Source organism: Enterococcus sp. 12C11_DIV0727 (genome assembly GCF_002148425.2).
Taxonomy (GTDB): Bacteria; Bacillota; Bacilli; order Lactobacillales; family Enterococcaceae; genus Enterococcus_L; species Enterococcus_L lemimoniae.
This window is the reverse complement of the sequence record NZ_CP147248.1, coordinates 154,507-174,189: the sequence shown is the minus strand read 5'-3', so window position 1 is coordinate 174,189 and position 19,683 is coordinate 154,507. Positions and strand designations below refer to the sequence as shown.

17 protein-coding genes are annotated in these 19,683 nt (G+C 37.1%); 1 reads left to right on the top strand and 16 read right to left on the bottom strand.

Going from position 1 to position 19,683, the window contains the following annotated elements; genetic code table 11:
• Window positions 1-199: 199 nt before the first annotated feature.
• From A5866_RS00855 to A5866_RS00830, 6 genes are all read right to left on the bottom strand, one after another.
• A complete protein-coding gene (locus tag A5866_RS00855; protein WP_086281648.1) occupies window positions 200-1,066 on the bottom strand; it encodes a class II fructose-bisphosphate aldolase in 867 nt (288 codons plus the stop codon).
• Between the two features lie 213 nt (window positions 1,067-1,279).
• A complete protein-coding gene (locus tag A5866_RS00850; protein ID WP_086444641.1) occupies window positions 1,280-1,729 on the bottom strand; it encodes a hypothetical protein in 450 nt (149 codons plus the stop codon).
• The gene (locus A5866_RS00845) at window positions 1,729-2,502 is read right to left on the bottom strand and encodes a MurR/RpiR family transcriptional regulator (RefSeq protein ID WP_086281650.1); all 774 of its coding nucleotides are present in this window, start codon (window positions 2,500-2,502) and stop codon (window positions 1,729-1,731) included. Before A5866_RS00845 ends, A5866_RS00850 begins: the two co-directional genes overlap by 1 nt.
• A gap of 102 nt (window positions 2,503-2,604) precedes the next feature.
• Window positions 2,605-3,936, bottom strand: coding sequence for a 6-phospho-alpha-glucosidase (locus tag A5866_RS00840; protein WP_086444642.1), 1,332 nt, complete (start codon window positions 3,934-3,936; stop codon window positions 2,605-2,607).
• A gap of 21 nt (window positions 3,937-3,957) precedes the next feature.
• Window positions 3,958-5,574, bottom strand: a complete 1,617-nt coding sequence (locus A5866_RS00835) for an alpha-glucoside-specific PTS transporter subunit IIBC (RefSeq protein ID WP_086281652.1) — start codon at window positions 5,572-5,574, stop codon at window positions 3,958-3,960.
• A 210-nt stretch (window positions 5,575-5,784) separates the two neighbouring features.
• Window positions 5,785-6,720, bottom strand: coding sequence for a YitT family protein (locus A5866_RS00830; RefSeq protein WP_086444643.1), 936 nt, complete (start codon window positions 6,718-6,720; stop codon window positions 5,785-5,787).
• A 272-nt stretch (window positions 6,721-6,992) separates the two neighbouring features.
• On the opposite strand from A5866_RS00830, the gene A5866_RS00825 reads away from it, so the two are divergent.
• Window positions 6,993-7,487, top strand: coding sequence for a YajQ family cyclic di-GMP-binding protein (locus tag A5866_RS00825; protein WP_025871011.1), 495 nt, complete (start codon window positions 6,993-6,995; stop codon window positions 7,485-7,487).
• A 63-nt stretch (window positions 7,488-7,550) separates the two neighbouring features.
• On the opposite strand, the gene A5866_RS00820 is transcribed toward A5866_RS00825, so the two are convergent.
• The 10 genes from A5866_RS00820 to A5866_RS00775 all read right to left on the bottom strand — a co-directional run bounded on the left by A5866_RS00820 (window position 7,551) and on the right by A5866_RS00775 (window position 19,663).
• Window positions 7,551-8,516, bottom strand: a complete 966-nt coding sequence (locus A5866_RS00820) for an asparaginase (RefSeq protein ID WP_086444644.1) — start codon at window positions 8,514-8,516, stop codon at window positions 7,551-7,553.
• 161 nt (window positions 8,517-8,677) lie between these two features.
• On the bottom strand, window positions 8,678-11,035 hold the full coding sequence (locus tag A5866_RS00815; RefSeq protein WP_086444645.1) for an ATP-dependent DNA helicase: 2,358 nt from the start codon (window positions 11,033-11,035) through the stop codon (window positions 8,678-8,680).
• Window positions 11,036-11,154: 119 nt separating this feature from the next.
• Window positions 11,155-12,312 carry a bifunctional glutamate N-acetyltransferase/amino-acid acetyltransferase ArgJ gene (argJ, locus tag A5866_RS00810; RefSeq protein WP_254907562.1) on the bottom strand — a complete coding sequence of 386 codons (1,158 nt, stop codon included), beginning with the start codon at window positions 12,310-12,312 and terminating at the stop codon, window positions 11,155-11,157.
• Window positions 12,313-12,548: 236 nt separating this feature from the next.
• Window positions 12,549-13,232 carry a Bax inhibitor-1/YccA family protein gene (locus tag A5866_RS00805; RefSeq protein WP_086444647.1) on the bottom strand — a complete coding sequence of 228 codons (684 nt, stop codon included), beginning with the start codon at window positions 13,230-13,232 and terminating at the stop codon, window positions 12,549-12,551.
• On the bottom strand, window positions 13,225-13,707 hold the full coding sequence (locus A5866_RS00800) for a MaoC family dehydratase (RefSeq protein WP_086281658.1): 483 nt from the start codon (window positions 13,705-13,707) through the stop codon (window positions 13,225-13,227). The genes A5866_RS00805 and A5866_RS00800 overlap by 8 nt, the downstream gene beginning before the upstream one ends.
• Window positions 13,708-13,841: 134 nt before the next feature.
• Window positions 13,842-15,179 carry a UDP-N-acetylmuramate--L-alanine ligase gene (murC, locus tag A5866_RS00795; RefSeq protein ID WP_086444648.1) on the bottom strand — a complete coding sequence of 446 codons (1,338 nt, stop codon included), beginning with the start codon at window positions 15,177-15,179 and terminating at the stop codon, window positions 13,842-13,844.
• Between the two features lie 256 nt (window positions 15,180-15,435).
• Complete coding sequence (locus A5866_RS00790; protein WP_422389667.1) at window positions 15,436-16,344, bottom strand: hypothetical protein; 909 nt, start codon at window positions 16,342-16,344, stop codon at window positions 15,436-15,438.
• 172 nt (window positions 16,345-16,516) lie between these two features.
• The gene (gene asnS / locus A5866_RS00785) at window positions 16,517-17,815 is read right to left on the bottom strand and encodes an asparagine--tRNA ligase (RefSeq protein ID WP_086445530.1); all 1,299 of its coding nucleotides are present in this window, start codon (window positions 17,813-17,815) and stop codon (window positions 16,517-16,519) included.
• 51 nt (window positions 17,816-17,866) lie between these two features.
• On the bottom strand, window positions 17,867-19,057 hold the full coding sequence (locus A5866_RS00780) for a pyridoxal phosphate-dependent aminotransferase (RefSeq protein ID WP_086444650.1): 1,191 nt from the start codon (window positions 19,055-19,057) through the stop codon (window positions 17,867-17,869).
• 99 nt (window positions 19,058-19,156) lie between these two features.
• The gene (locus A5866_RS00775) at window positions 19,157-19,663 is read right to left on the bottom strand and encodes a DUF5590 domain-containing protein (RefSeq protein ID WP_086444651.1); all 507 of its coding nucleotides are present in this window, start codon (window positions 19,661-19,663) and stop codon (window positions 19,157-19,159) included.
• Window positions 19,664-19,683: the final 20 nt, after the last annotated feature.

The window sequence follows — 19,683 nt, the reverse complement described above, 5'->3', positions numbered from 1 at the left end:
AAAAAAAAGAGAGCGGACAAAACTAAAGATCAGTTTTGTTTCACTCTCTAAATCCGAATAAACGGCGAGAAAAAAGCAGCTCCTTCGGAAATAAGCTGAAATTCACAAAAATTTCAAGAGCAATTTCCGTGAATTTCTTCTTATTTCTCGGATCTAAACGCTTTTATCTCGGCCTCTTTTTTACTAGTCTAGAACTAAATTATGCTTTGTTAGCAGAACCGAACCATTCGATACGTTGTTCAACTAATTCAGTAACAGCTTTTGTTCCTGGTGCTAATAATTTACGAGGGTCAAATCCTTTACCTTCAAGATCTTTGCCTTCTTCGATGTATTTACGAGTTGCAGCTGCAAATACTTCTTGACACTCAGTGTTAACGTTGATTTTAGAAACGCCCATTGAGATTGCTTTTTGAACTTGTTCTAAAGGAATACCTGATCCACCGTGTAATACTAATGGAATGTCACCAACAGCGTCAGCGATTTCTTGTAAGTGGTCAAATGCTAAACCAGTCCAGTTGTCTGGGTATGAACCGTGGATGTTACCGATTCCGCATGCTAGGTAGTCAATACCTGTAGCAACCATTTGTACACATTCTTGAACGTCAGCTAATTCGCCAGAACCAATGATTCCGTCTTCTTCGCCGCCGATTGAACCAACTTCACATTCTACAGAAACACCTTTAGCGTGTGCTTTAGCAACAACGTCTTTGGCTTTTTCGATGTTTTCTTCAAATGGTAAATGAGAACCATCAAACATAACTGAAGTGTAGCCGATTTCGATACATTCTAATGCATCTTTGTATTCACCGTGATCTAAATGAAGCGCTACTGGTACAGTAATGCCCATTGAATCGATCAAGTCTTTTACTAAATCGTAACATACTTGGTATCCGCCCATGTATTTAGCCGCACCCATAGAAGTTTGGATCAAAACTGGCGCTTTTTTAGCTTCTGCTGCTTCAAGAATCGCTTTTGTCCATTCTAGGTTGTTTGTGTTGAATCCTCCGACACCGTAGCCGCCTTTGCGAGCTGCTTTAAGAAATTCTGTTCCTGATACTAATGGCATAATAAAATTCCTCCTAAGTTTTAAAAAAACTTTATTTGTTAAGGACATCCTTAACCAACAGTTACATTTTAGCAGACTTTTTAGTACTTTTCTACTAAAATTGACTTTTTCAGAAAACTTTTGTCCAGACTTTCACAAAACTGTAGACACTTGCTGCTTTTTGTCCAAAAAAGAGTGAAACAGTTGATTCAACTAACTCCACTCATTGTAACATTATAATGATAATCGAATCCAAACTAGTAAAATAGTAATGGAACCGATAAACCCTATCAACATATAAACTGCCCATTGAACTTGTTTTGACACATTCACTTTCTCTTTTGCATCTACGAGACTTCGATAAACAAATAGACACAAAATCAATCCTGGAATATTCAATGAAAATAATTGCTGAACCATACTGAATTTTAAATAGAATCCTAACAAAGAATGACGACAATCACTCGTGTTTCCAACCATGAATAACCCAAATAGTTGAAAAAAAAGTAAAAAAATCACAATACTTGTTAAAGTCAAACTAGGAATACTTGTAAAAAGAATAGACACTGAAACATTTTTGACCGCTGCTAAAATCGAGATGTAAAGACCAAACACTAGTGGAATCATTAACCAATAGCCAAATAGTACTCGCTTCATTTTAGTTGGATGCAAAAAGCTTGCCATCAGGTTTCCTCCTCAAATTGTTTATTCAAAAATGTCACATATTTTCTATAAATCAAATCAACCAATACACTTAACCCAACTAAGGACTGGGCAATATGCTCTTTTCCAGAAACAGTAAAAGGAGTTGAGTAATAAAAATAGGCATATTGAGCGTGTTCGGCAAAAAAATTATGGGAAAAAGCTGTGATTGCCGCAATTGGAATGTTTCGCGCATTTAACGAAAGAATATTCTCTTTGACGTCATCTGTTTCTCCACTTAACGATACAAACAAAACAATATCTTCTTTCGTAATCATTGACATACTAATGTCAAGTTCGGTTTTAACAGGAATGATGATCGAACGTTTGTCACAAATCATCAGCATCTTAGAAAATTCTTCGACCACTTTTCGTTGGGAGTAACCCGTTGCATAGCAATAGACAGTATTTGCTTGTTGAATTGCTTTACTCAAAGAAGTAAAATCTGTCTGTTGTGCTAGTTTAACTGTATTTTCAATATCTTTGGTCTGCAAATCAATCAAATCCGTGTCTGTCGTCCCAATGTTATTTTGTTTCGATTGCCGCATAAAATACTTAAACTCTGAATAACCAGAAAAACCTAATTTTTTAGTTAATCGTAAAATCGATGATTTGGAACTGTGAACTTTCTCTCCCAATTCAACAATACTAAGTTGCATAACCTGTTGCTCATTTTCTAAAATATACCCTAAAATAGCCCAATCCAGCTCACTTAAACCCTTTTGGTATTTTTGCATCAACGTCTCTAAATTCATATCTGGTCCCTCATTTCCTTAGTGTTCTTCCCTTAGTATAAAGGATGAAAAATCAAAACGATACTAAGGGAATTTTCTAAGGAAAACGATACTAATCGATTGCTACGACAACTTAGGCCAAAACGCTTGATTGGCTTCAATTAAATCATCTAAAATTTCTTGTGCGATTCGAGCGTTTGGCACAATTCTTGATAACATTAACGCTTGCCATAATTTTTGGTACGAGCCTTCTGTCCAAGCCTCAACAACTAGTTTTTCGACCGCCACTTGTTGTTCCATCAGCCCTTTTTGGAAACGAGGAATCTTTCCTTGAACAATCGGTTCTGGTCCGTTACTGCCAACGATACACGGAACCTCTACCATAGCAGTTTCATCAAAATTGACGACAGCACCTTGGTTTTCAACAATCAACAACATTCTTTCATGGGTATTATAGGCGATTGCTCTGGCTAAATCGACAATATAAGAAGCATGTTCATCCACTTCCAAGGTCGTCCCTTTGGCGGTACCTGCTTTGGTGATCCGATTACATTCACCAAAAACATGTTTTTCACGTCCAGCCATAACTTCATTTGCTCGTGTATATTCTGGGTTTGCCTGAGCTACTTCGTCTTGCGGGTAAAAGTAATACTTCAAGTACGTATTGGGTAAAGTGGTTGGATCCACTGCATAGACTTCTTTGGCTTTGGCAAATGTATGCATCCAGCTAGCATCGGTATGTTGTGATTCTTCCACTTCCTCTTTTAAAGAGTAACCATACTCTTTGACATGGGCTTTGATTTGCGGCATTAGGTCATTGCCCTTTTGATCTCTAATATCTGTCCACCAACCAAAGTGATTCAAACCATAATAACGTACAACCATCTCTTTTCTAGAACTCAGCCCAACAGATTTCGCCATGCGTTCCTCGATACCGACTGGCATGTCACAAATATTGATAATTTTACTTTCCGGACGTAACTTCCGCGTTGCTTCTGCCACGATCGCTGCTGGATTTGAGTAATTCAACATCCAGGCATCTGGTGAATATTTCTCCATGTAGTCGATCAACTCCAATACTCCACCAATGGAACGCATACCATAAGCAATTCCGCCTGGTCCACAGGTTTCTTGACCGATCACGCCGTATTTCAGTGGAATCTTTTCATCTTTTTCCCGCATAGCATAAAGTCCAACACGAATATGAGCCATTACAAAATCAACATCGGTAAACGCTGTTTTAGGATCTGTTGTCACCAAAAATTCAATGTCTGGCGCTTGTTCCTTAATGATAATTTCGCAGGCATCTGCAATTTGCTTTTGTCTTTCTAGATTATTGTCATAAAATTTGATCTGTCTAATGGGTAACTTTTCTAAATTATCTAATAACATTAACACGATTCCTGGGGTAAATGTACTTCCCCCACCTGCAATTACGATCGAAAATTTCTTCATTTCTTATCCAGCTCCTTCATTCTATTCATTTAGTTTGTTTTGATTGCCTAATGCTAATAAATTTTCAAATTGCTCTCTCACTTGAGGAACATCTAAGCCGACAATGACTTGAAAAGCCGTACCATTACGAACAACTCCATGGGCGCCACCTTCTTTAAAGGCGCCATCGGGTAAAACGATCCCTGCGTCTTTTACTGTAATCCTCAAACGGGTAGCACAATTATTCACTTTTTCGATATTATCACTCCCGCCAAACGCCTCTAAATAAACAGCGGCTTGTTCTGTATATTGATTCGCACCAGCAATGGAAATGTCACCCAGAGCACCCGTTTTTTTCGCTTCTTTGTACTCTTTCTTACTATATAGCTTCACTTCTTGATCTTCTGCTTCTCTTCCTGGTGTGGCAAAATTAAACTTCAAGATCAATGCCCGAAAGACAACGAAATAAATCAGTGTAAAAGACAAGCCAATCAGCAGCTGAGTGAAAATCATCCCTTTGTGATTAGCAAATAGTGGAATCCAATTTTTTGCCAATAAGTCGATGAAACCACCACCCATATCACCTACAACACCAAAGAAATACATCGTCGCAGCCATTGTTGCAGCTAACACTGCATGTAGTACAAACAATGGTGGCGCTACAAATAAGAAGGTAAACTCTAACGGTTCCGTGATTCCCGCTAAAACAGCTGTTAAGGTAACCGGAATTAAAATCGCTAAGACTTTTTTCCGTTTATCAGGTTTAGCTGTGAAATAAAAGGCTGCCGCAATCCCAGGTGAGGCAAAGATTTTTGAGTTTCCATGTAAAGCAAAACCACCTTGTGGGAATAACTGCTTGATTGGTGTTGTTGTTTGCGCATATTCATTTAAATGGGCCATCCAATATTTCGTAATCCCATTTTCAACAACTGCTGGTCCAAAGACGAACGGTGTATAGATAAAATGATGTAACCCTGTAGGAATCAAAATTCTTTCTAAAAACGTATACAACCAAACGCCAAAAGTGCCAGCACTTGCTAAAAATGTTTGCATTGAACCAATACCCATTTGAATTTTTGGCCAGATCAGACAAATTAAAAAGGCAATAGGCAACATGGCGAAAAAGCCTAAAATTGCGATCAAAGAAGATCCTTGGAAAATCCCTAAAAAATCTGGTAATTTTGTGTCAAAATAGCGATTATGCAACCAAACCACGATTGCTGAAATAAAAATAGCCCCAATAATTCCTGTATCCAATGTTTTGATGCCTGCAATCAACTTCATGCCACTATCGCCGCCAACTTCTTGGGTAAAGTCAACACCAAAGAATGAACCAAAATACTCCAACATACTGCTGATAAAATAATTACAGGTCAGATAGATGACAAAAGCTTCCATTGCCGCTCGAGCATTCGCTTTTTTAGCTAAGCCAATTGGCAACCCGATCACAAATAATAATTCCATTTGATTAAAGACTGTCCAGGCACCACTTTCCAAAACAGACCAAATCCCATACCAAACTGTTCCTTCGTTGGCAATACTCCCAACGATCATCGGATTTTTAAAGATAATCGCAAGCGCTACCATAATTCCTGAAAATGAAAATAGTAACACTGGGGTAAACATGGCTCCTCCAAACCGCTGCACTTTTTCCATCACTAGTGAAACACCTTCTTTCTATTTAGTTGTTTACAGGTTATTTATACCATCTGATGAATACGCTATCAATAGATTGAAGCATTTTAGGGAAGTCAGTTTATAACCAGAGAAAAAGTGTCAATGTTTGGGAAATTTACCACGTTTTTTCAACAAAAAAATCACCAAACACTCTAATCGAATTTAGACTGTCAGTGATTTTGCTTGATTATTCTATTTCTGTTTCATCTTATGTTTCTTCATTTCTGGAAAACTGCCTGTGCTTTTAAAGATCCGCTGCTCATCTTCATTTGCAAAGCGTCCCAAGACAGAATGTGTAGGAATAATATTCATAAAAGCATTTTCATCTACTTCATAAACAATTTGTTCTAGATCATATAACTCGTAACGTGTGATGACCATCATGATCATTCGCCCTTCAACACCAGAATAGCCACCCATAGATTGCAACAAAGTCATTCCTCGAATCATCTGTTTTGAAATCGCTTGTGTCACAACTTCTGGTTGAACAGTCACGATCATCGCTGTGATTTTTTGATGACTAGTATGGATCGTATCAACTACTTGGGTCATACAATAAATCGAAATAATCGTGTACAACGCACTTTCCCAGTCAAATACAAAACCTGCAATCGCAACAATGATTCCATTCAGCATAAACATATAATTGCCTACTGTCTTACCCGTCGTTTTGGATAGAACAAGTGAAATCACATCCATCCCGCCAGTTGTAAAGCCCATTTTAAGCGACAGCCCTGCCCCGATACCAATCAAGACGCCACCAGCGATCGCATTCATCAGTGGGTTTGTGGTGATCACTTCGATGGGAATCAAGATAGTCGTTAAGGAAACCCATGCTACATTTAAAAAACTGTAAATTGTTGATTCTTTGCCTAATTTCATAAATCCTAAAATAAAAATTGGAATATTTAATAACAAAATAAAAAGACCAGTATCGATCGTAATCCCTAGATGCGTATGCAATAGTGTTGCGATAATTTGTGCAACCCCATTCATTCCAGCAGAAAAGACCTTTGCCGGAATTAAAAAAAAGTTCAAACTGATTGCTACTAAAATCCCGGTAACAAAAATCACAGCAAACTTTTTCAATGTCTCACTTCGTTTATAGGTGATAACCCATTTACTCATTCAGAACCTCCCCATCTTCTGAAAAGCTAAAATACTCTTTCCAGCTCCTATACTTTACTTACTAACATAAAATCCCTCGAATTAGGATAACAGTTCACTCAAAAAAAGAAAAGAAAAAAAGCAGAAAATGAGGATTATTTTATTCTTTTTCATTGCTATTATGATCAATTTTTGTTTCTTACGCTGTTTTTACATCAAACGATGATTTAGACTTGTTTCTTACCTATTTAATGGTACTATAAAAGTAAGAAATAGTGAGAGGAGATTTGCATATGGCAGCAAAAGAAGCAAGCTTTGATGTAACATCTGAAATGAACATGGAAGAAGTCAAAAACTCGATTCAGATCGCACTAAAAGAAATTAAAAACCGGTTTGACTTTAAAGGTTCGATTGCAGATATCAAGTTAGAAAATAATAAATTAGTAGTGGTTGCAGAGGACGACTATAAAATCGAGCAAGTAAAAGATGTCTTATTCAGCAAATTAGTCAAACGAGCCGTTCCGATTAAAAACATTCACTTCTCGACAAGTGAAAAAGCTCTTGGTGGTTCTGCACGTCAATATGGTGATTTAATCAGCGGAATCGATAAAGATAACGCAAAAAAAATCAATGTGGCAATCAAAAATTCTGGTATCAAAGTGAAATCACAAATCCAAGAAGATCAAATCAGAGTCACTGGAAAAAGCCGTGATGATTTACAAAAAGTGATTACTTTACTTAGAAATCTAGATTTACCAGTAGAACTACAATTTACCAATTTCCGTTAATTAAAAGAGTATAACGAGCTGAAGCGATTCTCTTCCCTGCTCGTTATACTCTTTTGATTTATTTTATTCGCTTAAAAAATCAAATAATTCGTGCAGATCTTTCCCACTGTTTAAGCCAACAATCAAACGAATCCGAGCTTTGGGTCCATTTAATCCTCTAGAAAAAACAATCCCCATTTTCTTTAAGTTAACACCGCCGCCTTCATAATCATAAATATCCTCAGCGATTCCGTTAGAACAGCGTGAAACTAAAACAATCGGAATTTTTCTTGCCAGCAATCTTTCGAGTGCTGGTAACGTTTCTGGCGGAAGATTGCCAGCTCCTAACGCTTCGATCACAATGCCATCTGTTTGGGCATTGTCTACCAAGTCAAATAAACTACCATTCATACCAGCGTATGCTTTGATCACATAAACTTCACCTGATACTTTTTGAATATCACACACTTCTTGTCGACATACTTCACTTGCAAAAAACGTTCGTTCTTTGGCAATCATACCGATTGGACCAAAAGTCGGCGTCCGAAATGTCGCAACATTGGTCGTATGGGTTTTCGTTACATAACGAGCCGTATGGATTTCATCATTCATCACAACGAGCACGCCTTTACCGTATGACTCATCAGAACACGCTGTCCAAACAGCACTAATAAAGTTATACAACCCATCTGTTCCAATTTCATTGCTTGAACGCATCGCACCTGTCAAAACAACTGGGATTTTATTTTCCAACGTAATATCTAAAAAGTAGGCAGTCTCTTCCAAGGTATCTGTTCCATGGGTGATGACCACACCATCAATATTTTCTGTATATGCTTTTTGAATTCGTTGCTTTAACTCTAACATTCGTTCTAATGTCATATGAGGAGAAGGAATGTTGAAGATCGGTTCAACGACTAAGTTTACTTTTCCAGCTAATAATTCTTCTTGGTCAAGCAATGGATTCATGCTGTTTGTCGTCACATTTCCATCTACTTCTTTTGACATCGAAATCGTGCCACCTGTATGTATTACTAGGATTGTTTTCATTTTTCGTCTCCCTATCATGCTTTTATTTCACTCATTCTTTCCTATTTACGCTCAAAAAAGAGCCGACAATCAACACTTCGGCTTTTTTTAATCATGCTATTTACAGTTCAATTCTTGTTCTAGTATACCAGTAAGAGCTATTTTTTCCTACCATCATCTGTTCAATTTGATTGCCAAAATTGTTGTAACAGCTGCTTTGTTCGTTCCGTTGAAAAGGAGGTCTGCACCTGATTCCAATGTGGCGGGAAAAAACGCTGAACAGCTGCGGTTGAAAAGCGTTGATCTAAAAGCAAAACAATTCCTTGGTCAGCGGTATCTCTAATCACTCGACCTGCAGCTTGTAAGACTTTATTCATCCCAGGAATTTGGTAAGCAAATTGAAATCCCTGATTTTTTTCCTGATCATAATAGCCCTTGATCAATTCTTGCTCATGATTGATCTGTGGCAGGCCGACTCCAACAATCGCAGTTCCGATTAAGCGGCTACCTTTTAGATCAACTCCTTCAGAAAAAATACCTCCTAAGACACAAAAACCAACTAACGTTTCTTTAGGATCTATAACAAACTCAGCTAGAAAGGCTTCTCGTTCGCCTTCATTCATCATACTTGCTTGAATCTTTGTCTTAATATGAGGATTTTTTTGGCGAAACAGTTCATAAATGATATCCATGTATGAATATGATGGAAAAAATACAAAATAATTGCCCGCTTTTTGTTGGATCATATTAGTCAAACTTGTAACGATCTTTTCATAGCTATTTTCACGTTCTTTATATGTTGTTTGAATATAGTTTTCGATTACTAATAGTTGATTTTCTTTCGGAAAAGGACTAGGAATCCGATAACGTAAGCTATCCTCTCTTCCACCTAGTATTTCTTGGTAATAATCCAATGGTGTTAAACTGGCCGAAAACAAAATGCTTGCTTTGCCTTTATCAAGTTTTTGCTGCAAAAGATAACTTGGGTCGATACAAAATTGTTTAACTATAATATCATAATTCTGACAATTGACATAGGTACAATAATGATTATCGTATCCTTCACTGATTCTAGTATAATTCAGTACATCAAAATAAACAGACAAGATTTGCTCTACATTCGTATGCTCTTGATTTTCTGGAAGCCACTCTTTGATTTTTTCCGCTAAAGAATACGCGACTTTAACTAGAGAATCAATTGGCGCATTTTGATGGATAAACTCTTTGCCTTCTTCCTCACAGACCTGTTTTATTTTGTCAAATTCTTTTTCTACTTTGTTAAGTACTCGGATTAGCTTGTTTTGTTTTTTATCAAGAGTTTCTTTCAAGGCGGAAATCTTACTTTTTGATAAAACTGCTGAATACATTTCCCGCGAGCGATTGACTAGATTATGAGCCTCATCCACTAGAAAAATATTCTCTTTCACTTCTGATTGCTCTTCAAAGAAACGCCTTAAATAGACAACAGGATCAAATAAATAATTATAATCGCAAATAACTAAATCACACCACAAACTGACATCTAACGACAGTTCAAAGGGACATAACGTGTGTTTACGTGCATAGACTTCGATCACATCCCGCGTAAACTGACTCTCATGATTCAACAAATCCCATAGGCCTTCATTCAAACGATCATAATAACCGTTGGCAAATGGACAAGCCTCTGGTGTACAATTTCTTTCTGTCAAAAAACAAATTTTATCTTTTGCGGTTACTGTCACACTCTTTAACTGGAGCTCTTTTTGTTTCATCGCTTCTACTGCATCTTCAGCTACTTGACGAGTGATGGTTTTAGCGGTCAAATAAAAAACTCTTTCCGCTTGTTCTTCTCCAATTGCCTTCAGCGTCGGAAACAAAGTCGAAATTGTCTTTCCTGTTCCAGTTGGTGCCTCAACAAAGAGTCGCTGATCACTTAAAATCGTTTTATAAACGGCAACAGCTAGCTCTCTTTGACCTGCTCGATACTCTCCATAAGGAAAAGTCAACTGTTGAAGTGAGCGATTTCGTAGTTTACGCCAATTGGCTCTAAAAATCAGCCATTGTTCATATTTTTGCGTTAAGTCGTCAAAAAAATCTTTTAATTCTGCTTTGGTAAAATCTTTTTCTTGCCTCGTGATTTCTTTCGTCGTCGTTTGATAATACGTCAACTGTAAAGTGATTGCTGCTAAGTTCTCTTGTTGGCAGTATATATGCCCATAACACATCACTTGATACCAATACATCTCGATCTGTTCTTCCAGTAATTCAGAAAATGCTGGCTCTGACGTTTTGATTTCATCGATAACGGTTCTATTCTCAGCATCCATAAAAATACCATCGGCCCGGCCTTCAATTATGTACGTTTGTTGGTTTAATTCTATGTCGATCGCCAGTTTGACTTCTTTTTGATAATTCTCACTAGCAGCTTTCTGAAGCTTACGATGGATCTTAGCTCCTTCTAATGCTGTATGTTCACTTGTGTGTCTAGCATCAATACTACCTCTGCGTAAAATAAATTCCACTAATCTGCGGACTGCGATTCTTTGCGTATTCTGCATATTCAACCCCACCTATCACTCCTTATTATAGAACATACATTCGCAAATTAAAAGTGGAATGAGCTATTTTCCCATTCCACTTTTATGTTATAAGACTATACAATTGAAACAGATATAGGTTAAGACGAATAATCACTATTTATTTTGACATACTCATAGCTTAAATCACAGCCAATCACTTCAAACTGCTCAGTTCCTTGATGTAAATCAACTGTTAAATAAATATCTTCGTTTTGTTCAATATACGCTAATATTTGACTAATATTTTGTTTTTCCTCATTATTATTTGAAAAAATCGGATATTGTCCATAATAGACTGCGACTTTATTCTGGTCAAAAATCAATCCTTCCGTTTTTCCGAGAGCCATCGCAATTCTACCCCAGTTTGGATCATTTCCGAATAGTGCTGTCTTAACTAGTGGTGAATTAATGATCGACTTTCCAGCGTTTTTTGCTTGCTCCTGACTTACAGCATTTTTCACAGTGACGAACATCGTCTTTGTAGCACCTTCAGCATCCTTGACAACCGCTAGGGCCAAATCCTTACAGAGTTGATTTAGACCGGTTTGAAATGCTATTTGGTCCACTTCATAGTGATTGCTAGCCAACAGAGCAACTGTATCACTAGTGCTAGTATCTGAATCGATGCTGATTGTATTAAAGGATTGATCCACAGCCGTTTTCAGCATAGGATAAATTGCTTCTTTCGCTATTTTGGCATCGGTCAAAACATAGGCTAACATCGTCGCCATATTTGGTTCGATCATCCCTGAGCCTTTGACGATCCCCAAAAGTGTTGCATCGCCAACTTTTAGACTACGAACTTTCATCTGTTGATCAGTTGTCAAAATTGCCTGAGCAAAATCTTCATAGTTCTCTTTCATCTCGATTGACTCTGTTTTCAAAAAATTTTCAATTAAATCGATTGGTAACTGTGGTCCAATCAAACCTGTCGAAGAAGGCAGAATATTTTCCTTCTCGACCTGTAATTTATTGGCTAAGCACTCCATGATTCTATATTCATTTTCTCTGCCCACTTTGCCAGTGGCAACATTAGCGATACCGCTAGTTACTACAACGGCTTGTAGTTCAGCATTGCTTATATGTTCTTTTCCGATCGGGATACACTCACCGCAAAATGTATTTTTTGTAAAAACTGCTGCAGCATGACAGACCTTATCTGCAACAATCAAACCAAAATCTTTTCGTTTTTTCTTGATACCAACGTGCGTTCCGTAAAATTTAAAGCCTTTCGGTACCTTTATCTCATTTCCCATAACTAACACCTTCCCGTACATACTCAATCAATACTAATTTAAGCGAAGTATTTCTCTAATTTCATAAAAGTATAAATCAAAGCGATCAGATAGTCAATGGATTTTATATCATAAAAAAGGTTTTTTTGTATTTTTATACACAACATATTTCAAGGAACAACTAATAATGCATTTATATACTGTTAGGACAAAAAAAGCATCCAGAAAAAATCTGGATGCTTAAACAGTATTAAAAATTAGTTATTTTTACCAAAAATACGTAAGAAAGCCAAGAATAAATTGATAAAATCAAGATATAATTGTAAAGCCATAAAAACAGCAATACCGGTTCCTGGTTGTCCACCCGTTTGAGTATATAATGTACGGATTTTTTGGTTATCATAAGCTGTAATACCAGCAAAGATAATCACCATCAAAATTGAAATCAAGTAATCAACTGGTTCACTTTTCAGGATAAATGCATTTAGGAAGATCGCGATGATCAAGCCAATTAAAGCACTATAGGCCGCGTGCCCCATTGCTGATAGATCTCTTTTAGTAAAGATTCCAATCAACGACATGCCGCCAAATGTAGCAGCCGCACTAACAAACGCCGTTACAACAGTTCCCTCTGTATACATTGCTAAAGTAACCGCTAATGTAATACCATTTAAAACGGAATACAAGATAAAACCACTAATTGCCAGTGTCGGATTTTTCATTGCTTTAAAGCCTAAAAAGACAACTAAAACAAGTTCCGCAATCCAAATCCCATAAAATGCAAAGGGATACTGATATAAAAACATAACGATTTCAAAGAAAAATACGTTTAATACTAAATAAGATACGATTGCGCTGATCCCGATTCCTATCGCTAAAAATGCATAAATTTTTGAATAAAACTTATTTAAACCAACATTTTCTACTACTCCATTATTCATTCATATCTCCTTCTTTCTGCTCTAAATCTGCTAACGTTACTTGAGGGGGTTGCACCATTACGACCGCATCAAGTACACGATTTTCTTCTTCATTAACAGCTTCAATCGAAATCGTTACAACATCTTTCATCTTATCTACCTTGATCACTTCAAACTGAAACGTCAATGTTTCATAATGAAAAACTGGCTCTACAAAGTTCACTGAAAAATTGACCACATGAGAACCTGGTCCAGGTAAATGCTTTGAAATAGCACTAGTAATGATTCCCATCAACATGATCGATGGTACGATTGGTTTGCCATATTCTGTTTTTTGGGCATAATCATGTTGGATATATAAGGGATTGGCATCGTTTGTTAAGCCCAAATAAAGAAGTAAATCTTTATCTTCGATCGATTCGGTTAAAGACAGCGAATCGCCTTCCTCAATATCTTCGATGGTTTTGCCTAATTTTCTCGGTTTTCCGATATTCAAATTAGTACACCTCCACTAATGATAAGATAATTGTACCAAAATGACGATAAAAGGCAAGTTAAAAAGAAGGAGCTTCAACAAATCATCACAATGAGTTGTTGAAATTCCTTCTTCACATTTTATTGATTTTATTTTTACAACACATTTCTAGTTGTATTACTTAGTAACGTTTCATATGCTTGTTCAAATTTTTGAACATCCCCAGCACCCATGAAGACCATTACAGCATTTTCATGGTCTAATAATGGCGACACGTTTTCTTCTTTAATAACTTGTCCACCTTTTTGGATTTTATTGCCTAGATCTTCAATTTTGACATCGCCTTGTTGTTCTCTAGCTGAACCAAAAATATCACAAAGATAAACCGCGTCGGCTAAATCTAAGGCTTCAGCAAACTCATCCATCAACGCAATTGTCCGTGTAAATGTATGAGGTTGAAAAACGGCAATGATTTCTTTTTCAGGATATTTTTGACGAGCACCATCGATAGTTGCTGTGATTTCTGTTGGGTGATGCGCATAGTCATCCACAATGATCATATCAGAAACTTTTTTCTCTGTGAAACGGCGTTTAACCCCTTCAAACGTCAACATTTCTTCTGCAACTTTTTTCATATCTAATTTTTCAAAGTATGCTACAGCAATCACACCTAAAGCATTCATAATATTATGTTGACCAAAAGCAGGCAATACAAAGTGTCCAACTAAGTCTTCATTATGATACACATCAAAAGAAGAGCCTTCTGTTGTGCGTTGGATATTTTTTGCTTGGATATCATCATCTGCTGCTAAGCCATAATAATAAACGGGAACATTTGTTTTCAATTGGCGTAAATATTTGTCCTCGCCATAAGCAAATATCCCTTTTTTGACTTGTTCAGCCATCGTTTGAAACGCAGAGAAAACATCTTCAATGCTCTTAAAATAGTCTGGATGATCAAAATCAATATTTGTCATGATCGCATAATCTGGCGAATAAGCTAGAAAATGACGGCGGTATTCACAAGCTTCAAAAGCAAAAAATTCAGCGTTAGGGTCGCCATGTCCAGTTCCGTCACCAATCAAATAGCTCGTTGGTGCAAGCCCTGTCAAGATATGAGAAAGTAAACCAGTTGTACTTGTTTTTCCGTGGGAACCAGTTACAGCAATACTTGTATACGGTTGAATAAAGCGACTAATAAAATCATGATAACGAATGATTTCAGCCCCTAATTCTTTGGCACGAACTAATTCTTCGTGCGAGTCTGGGAAAGCATTTCCCGCAATGACGATCATATCTTTGGTTATATTATCTGCATTAAAAGGCAAAATAGTGATGCCCGCTTTTTCTAAGTCACGTTGCGTAAAGAAGTACTCTTCTACATCTGAGCCTTGCACTTGGTAGCCTTTTTCAAATAACACAAGGGCCAATGAACTCATGCCTGATCCTTTGATCCCAACAAAATGATGTAATTTATGTTCTTGATTGCTCATTTTAATCCTCTTCTCTTAAACTCTATATAAAACGTAGCTTTTTTAAATTTTTTTTAAGCATATGCTATCCATTATCGTACATAATTGTGAAATAATCAACTAAAAAACGACTAGACAGATGCTTTTCCCTTGAAAAATAACAGTCATTTTTCGTTTTGGACTTGCATGAAAATAGCTAACTCAGCCGTTTTAAAAGCTGTGATTCACAGTAAAAAGCTGAGACAAAACCAGATTTCGTTTTGTCTCAGAGTTTGTTTTAATTAAAGTACTTACTGTTTTCAAGCTCCATACTTGAATCTTCAATTATACCACTTAAGGATTTGTCTAAAATCCCTTTCTTTTTTTCCTGCTCTGCTTCGGCTACTTTTTGACCATAAGCTGTCTGACTTTTCGCATTCTCTTTTGCAGTTTTCAGCTCTTTTCTAGAGCGTGGCAATGCGTGACTAAGGTCTTCTTCTTTACCAAATCGTTCCATATCAGGCTTGATTTGTTGATATTGGCGTCTTGTCACAGGAATTTCTGGTGTGCCTTTAGGAATGTTGAATTTTTGAACCGTTGGGTCTTCATTTCCTATCGCTTGAAATGCTGCTGGTTCATCATCGAAAAGCAAATAAGAATTTTTATCTTTTTTCATCGCTTCCGCTAATTCTTGCTCTGTCAAAACAGGCGCTTTTTCTTCTGGAATTACAGAAGCTGGAATATACTTGGGTACAAAATAAGAACGAGTATCATAAGTGAAATCTTTTGAAAAGGCCGCCTTATTTTTATTCGGTGTTTGCTGAGAACCAAAACCAAAAGAGGTTCTTTTTGGCATATTGCCAAATAAATTTGTTTTTTGTTTTGGTGATGTTGGCTTGTTATGCGTCATCATATAATTCGGCAAGTTGGATTTATGGCGTGCTAATTCTGCGACTTGTTCTTGGCTATGTGAAACATGCTGATTATTCGTTTGTGTTGGTTGTTTCTGTAATACTGGTTGAACTGTGATTGGATCAATCACTGGTGCACTTTGTTGTACTTTTGCTGATTGTTTAGCGAGCATTGGTTCTTCTTGAAACAATGTTCGTTTATTTTCAGAAACTAGTTTTACACCTAATTCATCATCATAGGCTGGAAAACGAAAATGTTTTCTTTTAACTTGTGTTGGGTTTTCCATTCGAGTCATTCCTTTAATCTACTTTCTGTCAATTTTACCATAAAAAAACAGAATTCTAAACAATTTGCCTTATTTTTTCCTGTTTTCTTGGGGTTATTTTTTTCAACATGGTATTTTTCATAAAATTAGTCGCTGGAGTAAAGCAGAATGCTTCTTCCAACGACTAACTGAATGACTATTTTTATGGATAAATACGGTTTAACAAACGTGGGAATGGGCTTGCTTCACGAACATGTTCGATTCCAGCTAACCAAGTTACTGTGCGTTCTAAGCCTAAACCAAACCCAGAATGAGGCACTGAACCATAACGGCGTAAATCTAAATACCATGAGTATTCTTTTTCATCTAGATTATGGTTGCGGATTTGTTCTAATAAGTAATCATGATCGATCGCTCGTTCAGAACCTCCGATGATTTCACCGTATCCTTCTGGTGCGATCATGTCCGCACAAATCACAACATCATCACGAGTAGGATGTGGTTTCATGTAGAAGGCCTTGATTGCTTTTGGATAATTTAAGATAAACACTGGACGATCAAATGAGTTTGCGATAAACGTTTCATGCGGTGAACCAAAATCATCGCCCCACTCAATATCATCAAAGCCATTTTTCTTCAATAATTCAACTGCTTCATCATATGAAATACGTGGGAATGGCAATTGTGTATATTTTTTCAAGACTTCTCTATCACGTTCTAAAACATCCAAAGCATGATCACAATTGTCTAATACACTTTGAACAAGGAACGCTACGTATTGTTCTTGCACTTCTAAACTCTCTTCTTGATGCATGAAAGCCATCTCTGGTTCAATCATCCAAAACTCAATCAAGTGACGACGAGTCTTTGATTTTTCCGCTCTAAAAGTCGGTCCAAAGGAGAAGACTTTACCAAAAGCTAAAGCTGCCGCTTCCATGTACAATTGTCCACTTTGAGACAGGTACGCTTTTTGATCAAAATAATTTGTTTCAAACAAGTCGGTCGTACCCTCTGCTGTACTAGCTGTTAAAATCGGCGGATCGATTTTAACAAAGTTATTGTTATTGAAAAATTCGTAGGTTGCACGAATGATCTCGTTACGGATTTGCATGATCGCATGCTGACGTGAAGAGCGTAACCATAAATGACGGTGATCCATCAAAAAGTCGGTTCCGTGTTCTTTAGGCGTGATTGGGTAATCATGACTTTCGCAGATCACTTCGATCCCTGTTACACCGATTTCATAACCAAATTTTGAACGGCTGTCTTCTCTAATTTCTCCAGTGATCCAGACAGATGTTTCTTGTGTCAAGCCTTTCGCTAACTGGAAAACTTCTTCTGGAACCTCACTTTTCACAACAATTCCTTGAAAATAAGCTGTTCCATCACGTAATTGTAGAAAAGCAATTTTTCCGCTTGAACGTTTGTTAGCGATCCAAGCCCCTATTTTTACTGTTTCTCCCACATGATTTTTTGAATCGATAATTTGAATTTGTTCCACGATCGTCTCTCCATTCATTTAGTCTTTTACCTATCCCGAATTAAGTAGTGTTTATTTTGCTGTTTTTTTCTCAATAAATGCTCGGATACGTTTCGCTGCTTCTTTTAATGTTTCTAAATCTGTTGCATAACTGATCCGAACATTTTCTGGAGCACCAAAACCTGCCCCTGTGACAAGTGCAACTTCCCCTTCTGATAACAAGTCATCGACCCATTTTGTAACATCGCTATAGCCACACATCGTTAACGTTTCTTTGATATTTGGAAACAGATAAAATGCGCCGTGTGGCTTTTCTAATTTAAAGCCTGGCAATGCAGCAAATATCGGATAAATTTCATTTAAACGTGCTTCAAACGCTTGTCTCATTGACTCTACTGTATCTTGTTCACCCCTTAAGGCTTCAAGTGCTGCATATTGACTAACAGCAGTAGGATTACTAGTAGATTGCGAGGCAATATCGTTCATTGCTGAAATAATTGTTTCATCACCTACCGCGTAACCAATACGCCAGCCAGTCATGGCGTAGCTTTTAGAGACGCCATTAATGATTATTGTTTGTTTTTGGATCGCTGGTGACAAAGATGCCATCGGGGTAAAGACTGCTCCATTATAGACGAGTCTGCCATAAATATCATCTGATACAATCAACACATCATTTGCTACAGCCCACTCACCAATGTTACGCAATTCGGCTTCAGAATAAATCATTCCAGTTGGATTAGAAGGAGAATTTAAAATCAATAACTTGGTTTTTGCCGTTTTAGCTGCTTCCAATTGTGCTACAGTGACTTTAAATTCATTTTCCTGTGCACAAGGAATAAAAACAGGGACTCCTTCCGCAAGTTTAACCTGCTCTCCATAGCTTACCCAATAAGGAACAGGAATGATTACTTCGTCTTTGGGATTCAGGACCGCTTGAAAAAGCAGATATAAAGCAAATTTTGCGCCATCTGTTATGATTACGTTGTTTGCTTGATAATTCAATTGATAGTAAGTCTCAATGTGCTGTACAACCGCTTCTCTTAATTCTTTGATTCCGGCTGACGGTGTATAATAATTGGCTTTGCCACTTTCGATGGCTTGGATTGCTGCCTGTTGTATATTTTTAGGCGTAGTGAAATCAGGTTCTCCAACCGTTAAACTTAAAATATCTTTGCCACAAGCTTTTAGCGCATTCGCTTTCGCCGCTGCCGCTAATGTAACAGAAGGTTCTAATTTTTGTGCGCGTTTTGATATATCCATACTTCCACTCCATTCATTTTTTAGCCTTGTTTCATCAAGGATTTAAAATAGTTATTCGTGGCTGAATTCTGGTCAAATAATTCTCATAAGCTTGTCTCGTCAGACATTTTTAATAATCATGACTTCTTCAGCATTTGCAAACGATAGGAGGTAATAACTTAATAGTTCATCATCGTTTTTTGTAACGATCTCCCAAGTTGGCTGAGCATTGTATAACCCTAAACTAATTTTTTGAATATTTTTTTCTTTGTACTTTGTTTCAACAACTTGGCGGATCTGACTTTCGTTCTGGCCGTCTTTTTGATTTAAAACGGTGACTTTTTCTCCTGATTTAGGAATGATCACCACTAGTTCTTCCCCTTTATCATCTTTACCAGTTACACTGAAATACGTTTCTTTTCTGGTAAACCAATAAAAGTTATCAACTGTGTTTAAATGTGCATACTCTTTTGCGATTTCAGTTGCTTCTTTTTTCGCTTGTGTTCTTGGATGTGTTGAGCGAACATAAAAAATAGCAATCATTACGATAATCGCTAATAAAATTGCGATTATACTTAAAAGAATCTTGGTTTTTCTTGTTTCATTTCGTTCTTCTTGTTCTTGCAATCGTCTCGCCCTTTCCAAAC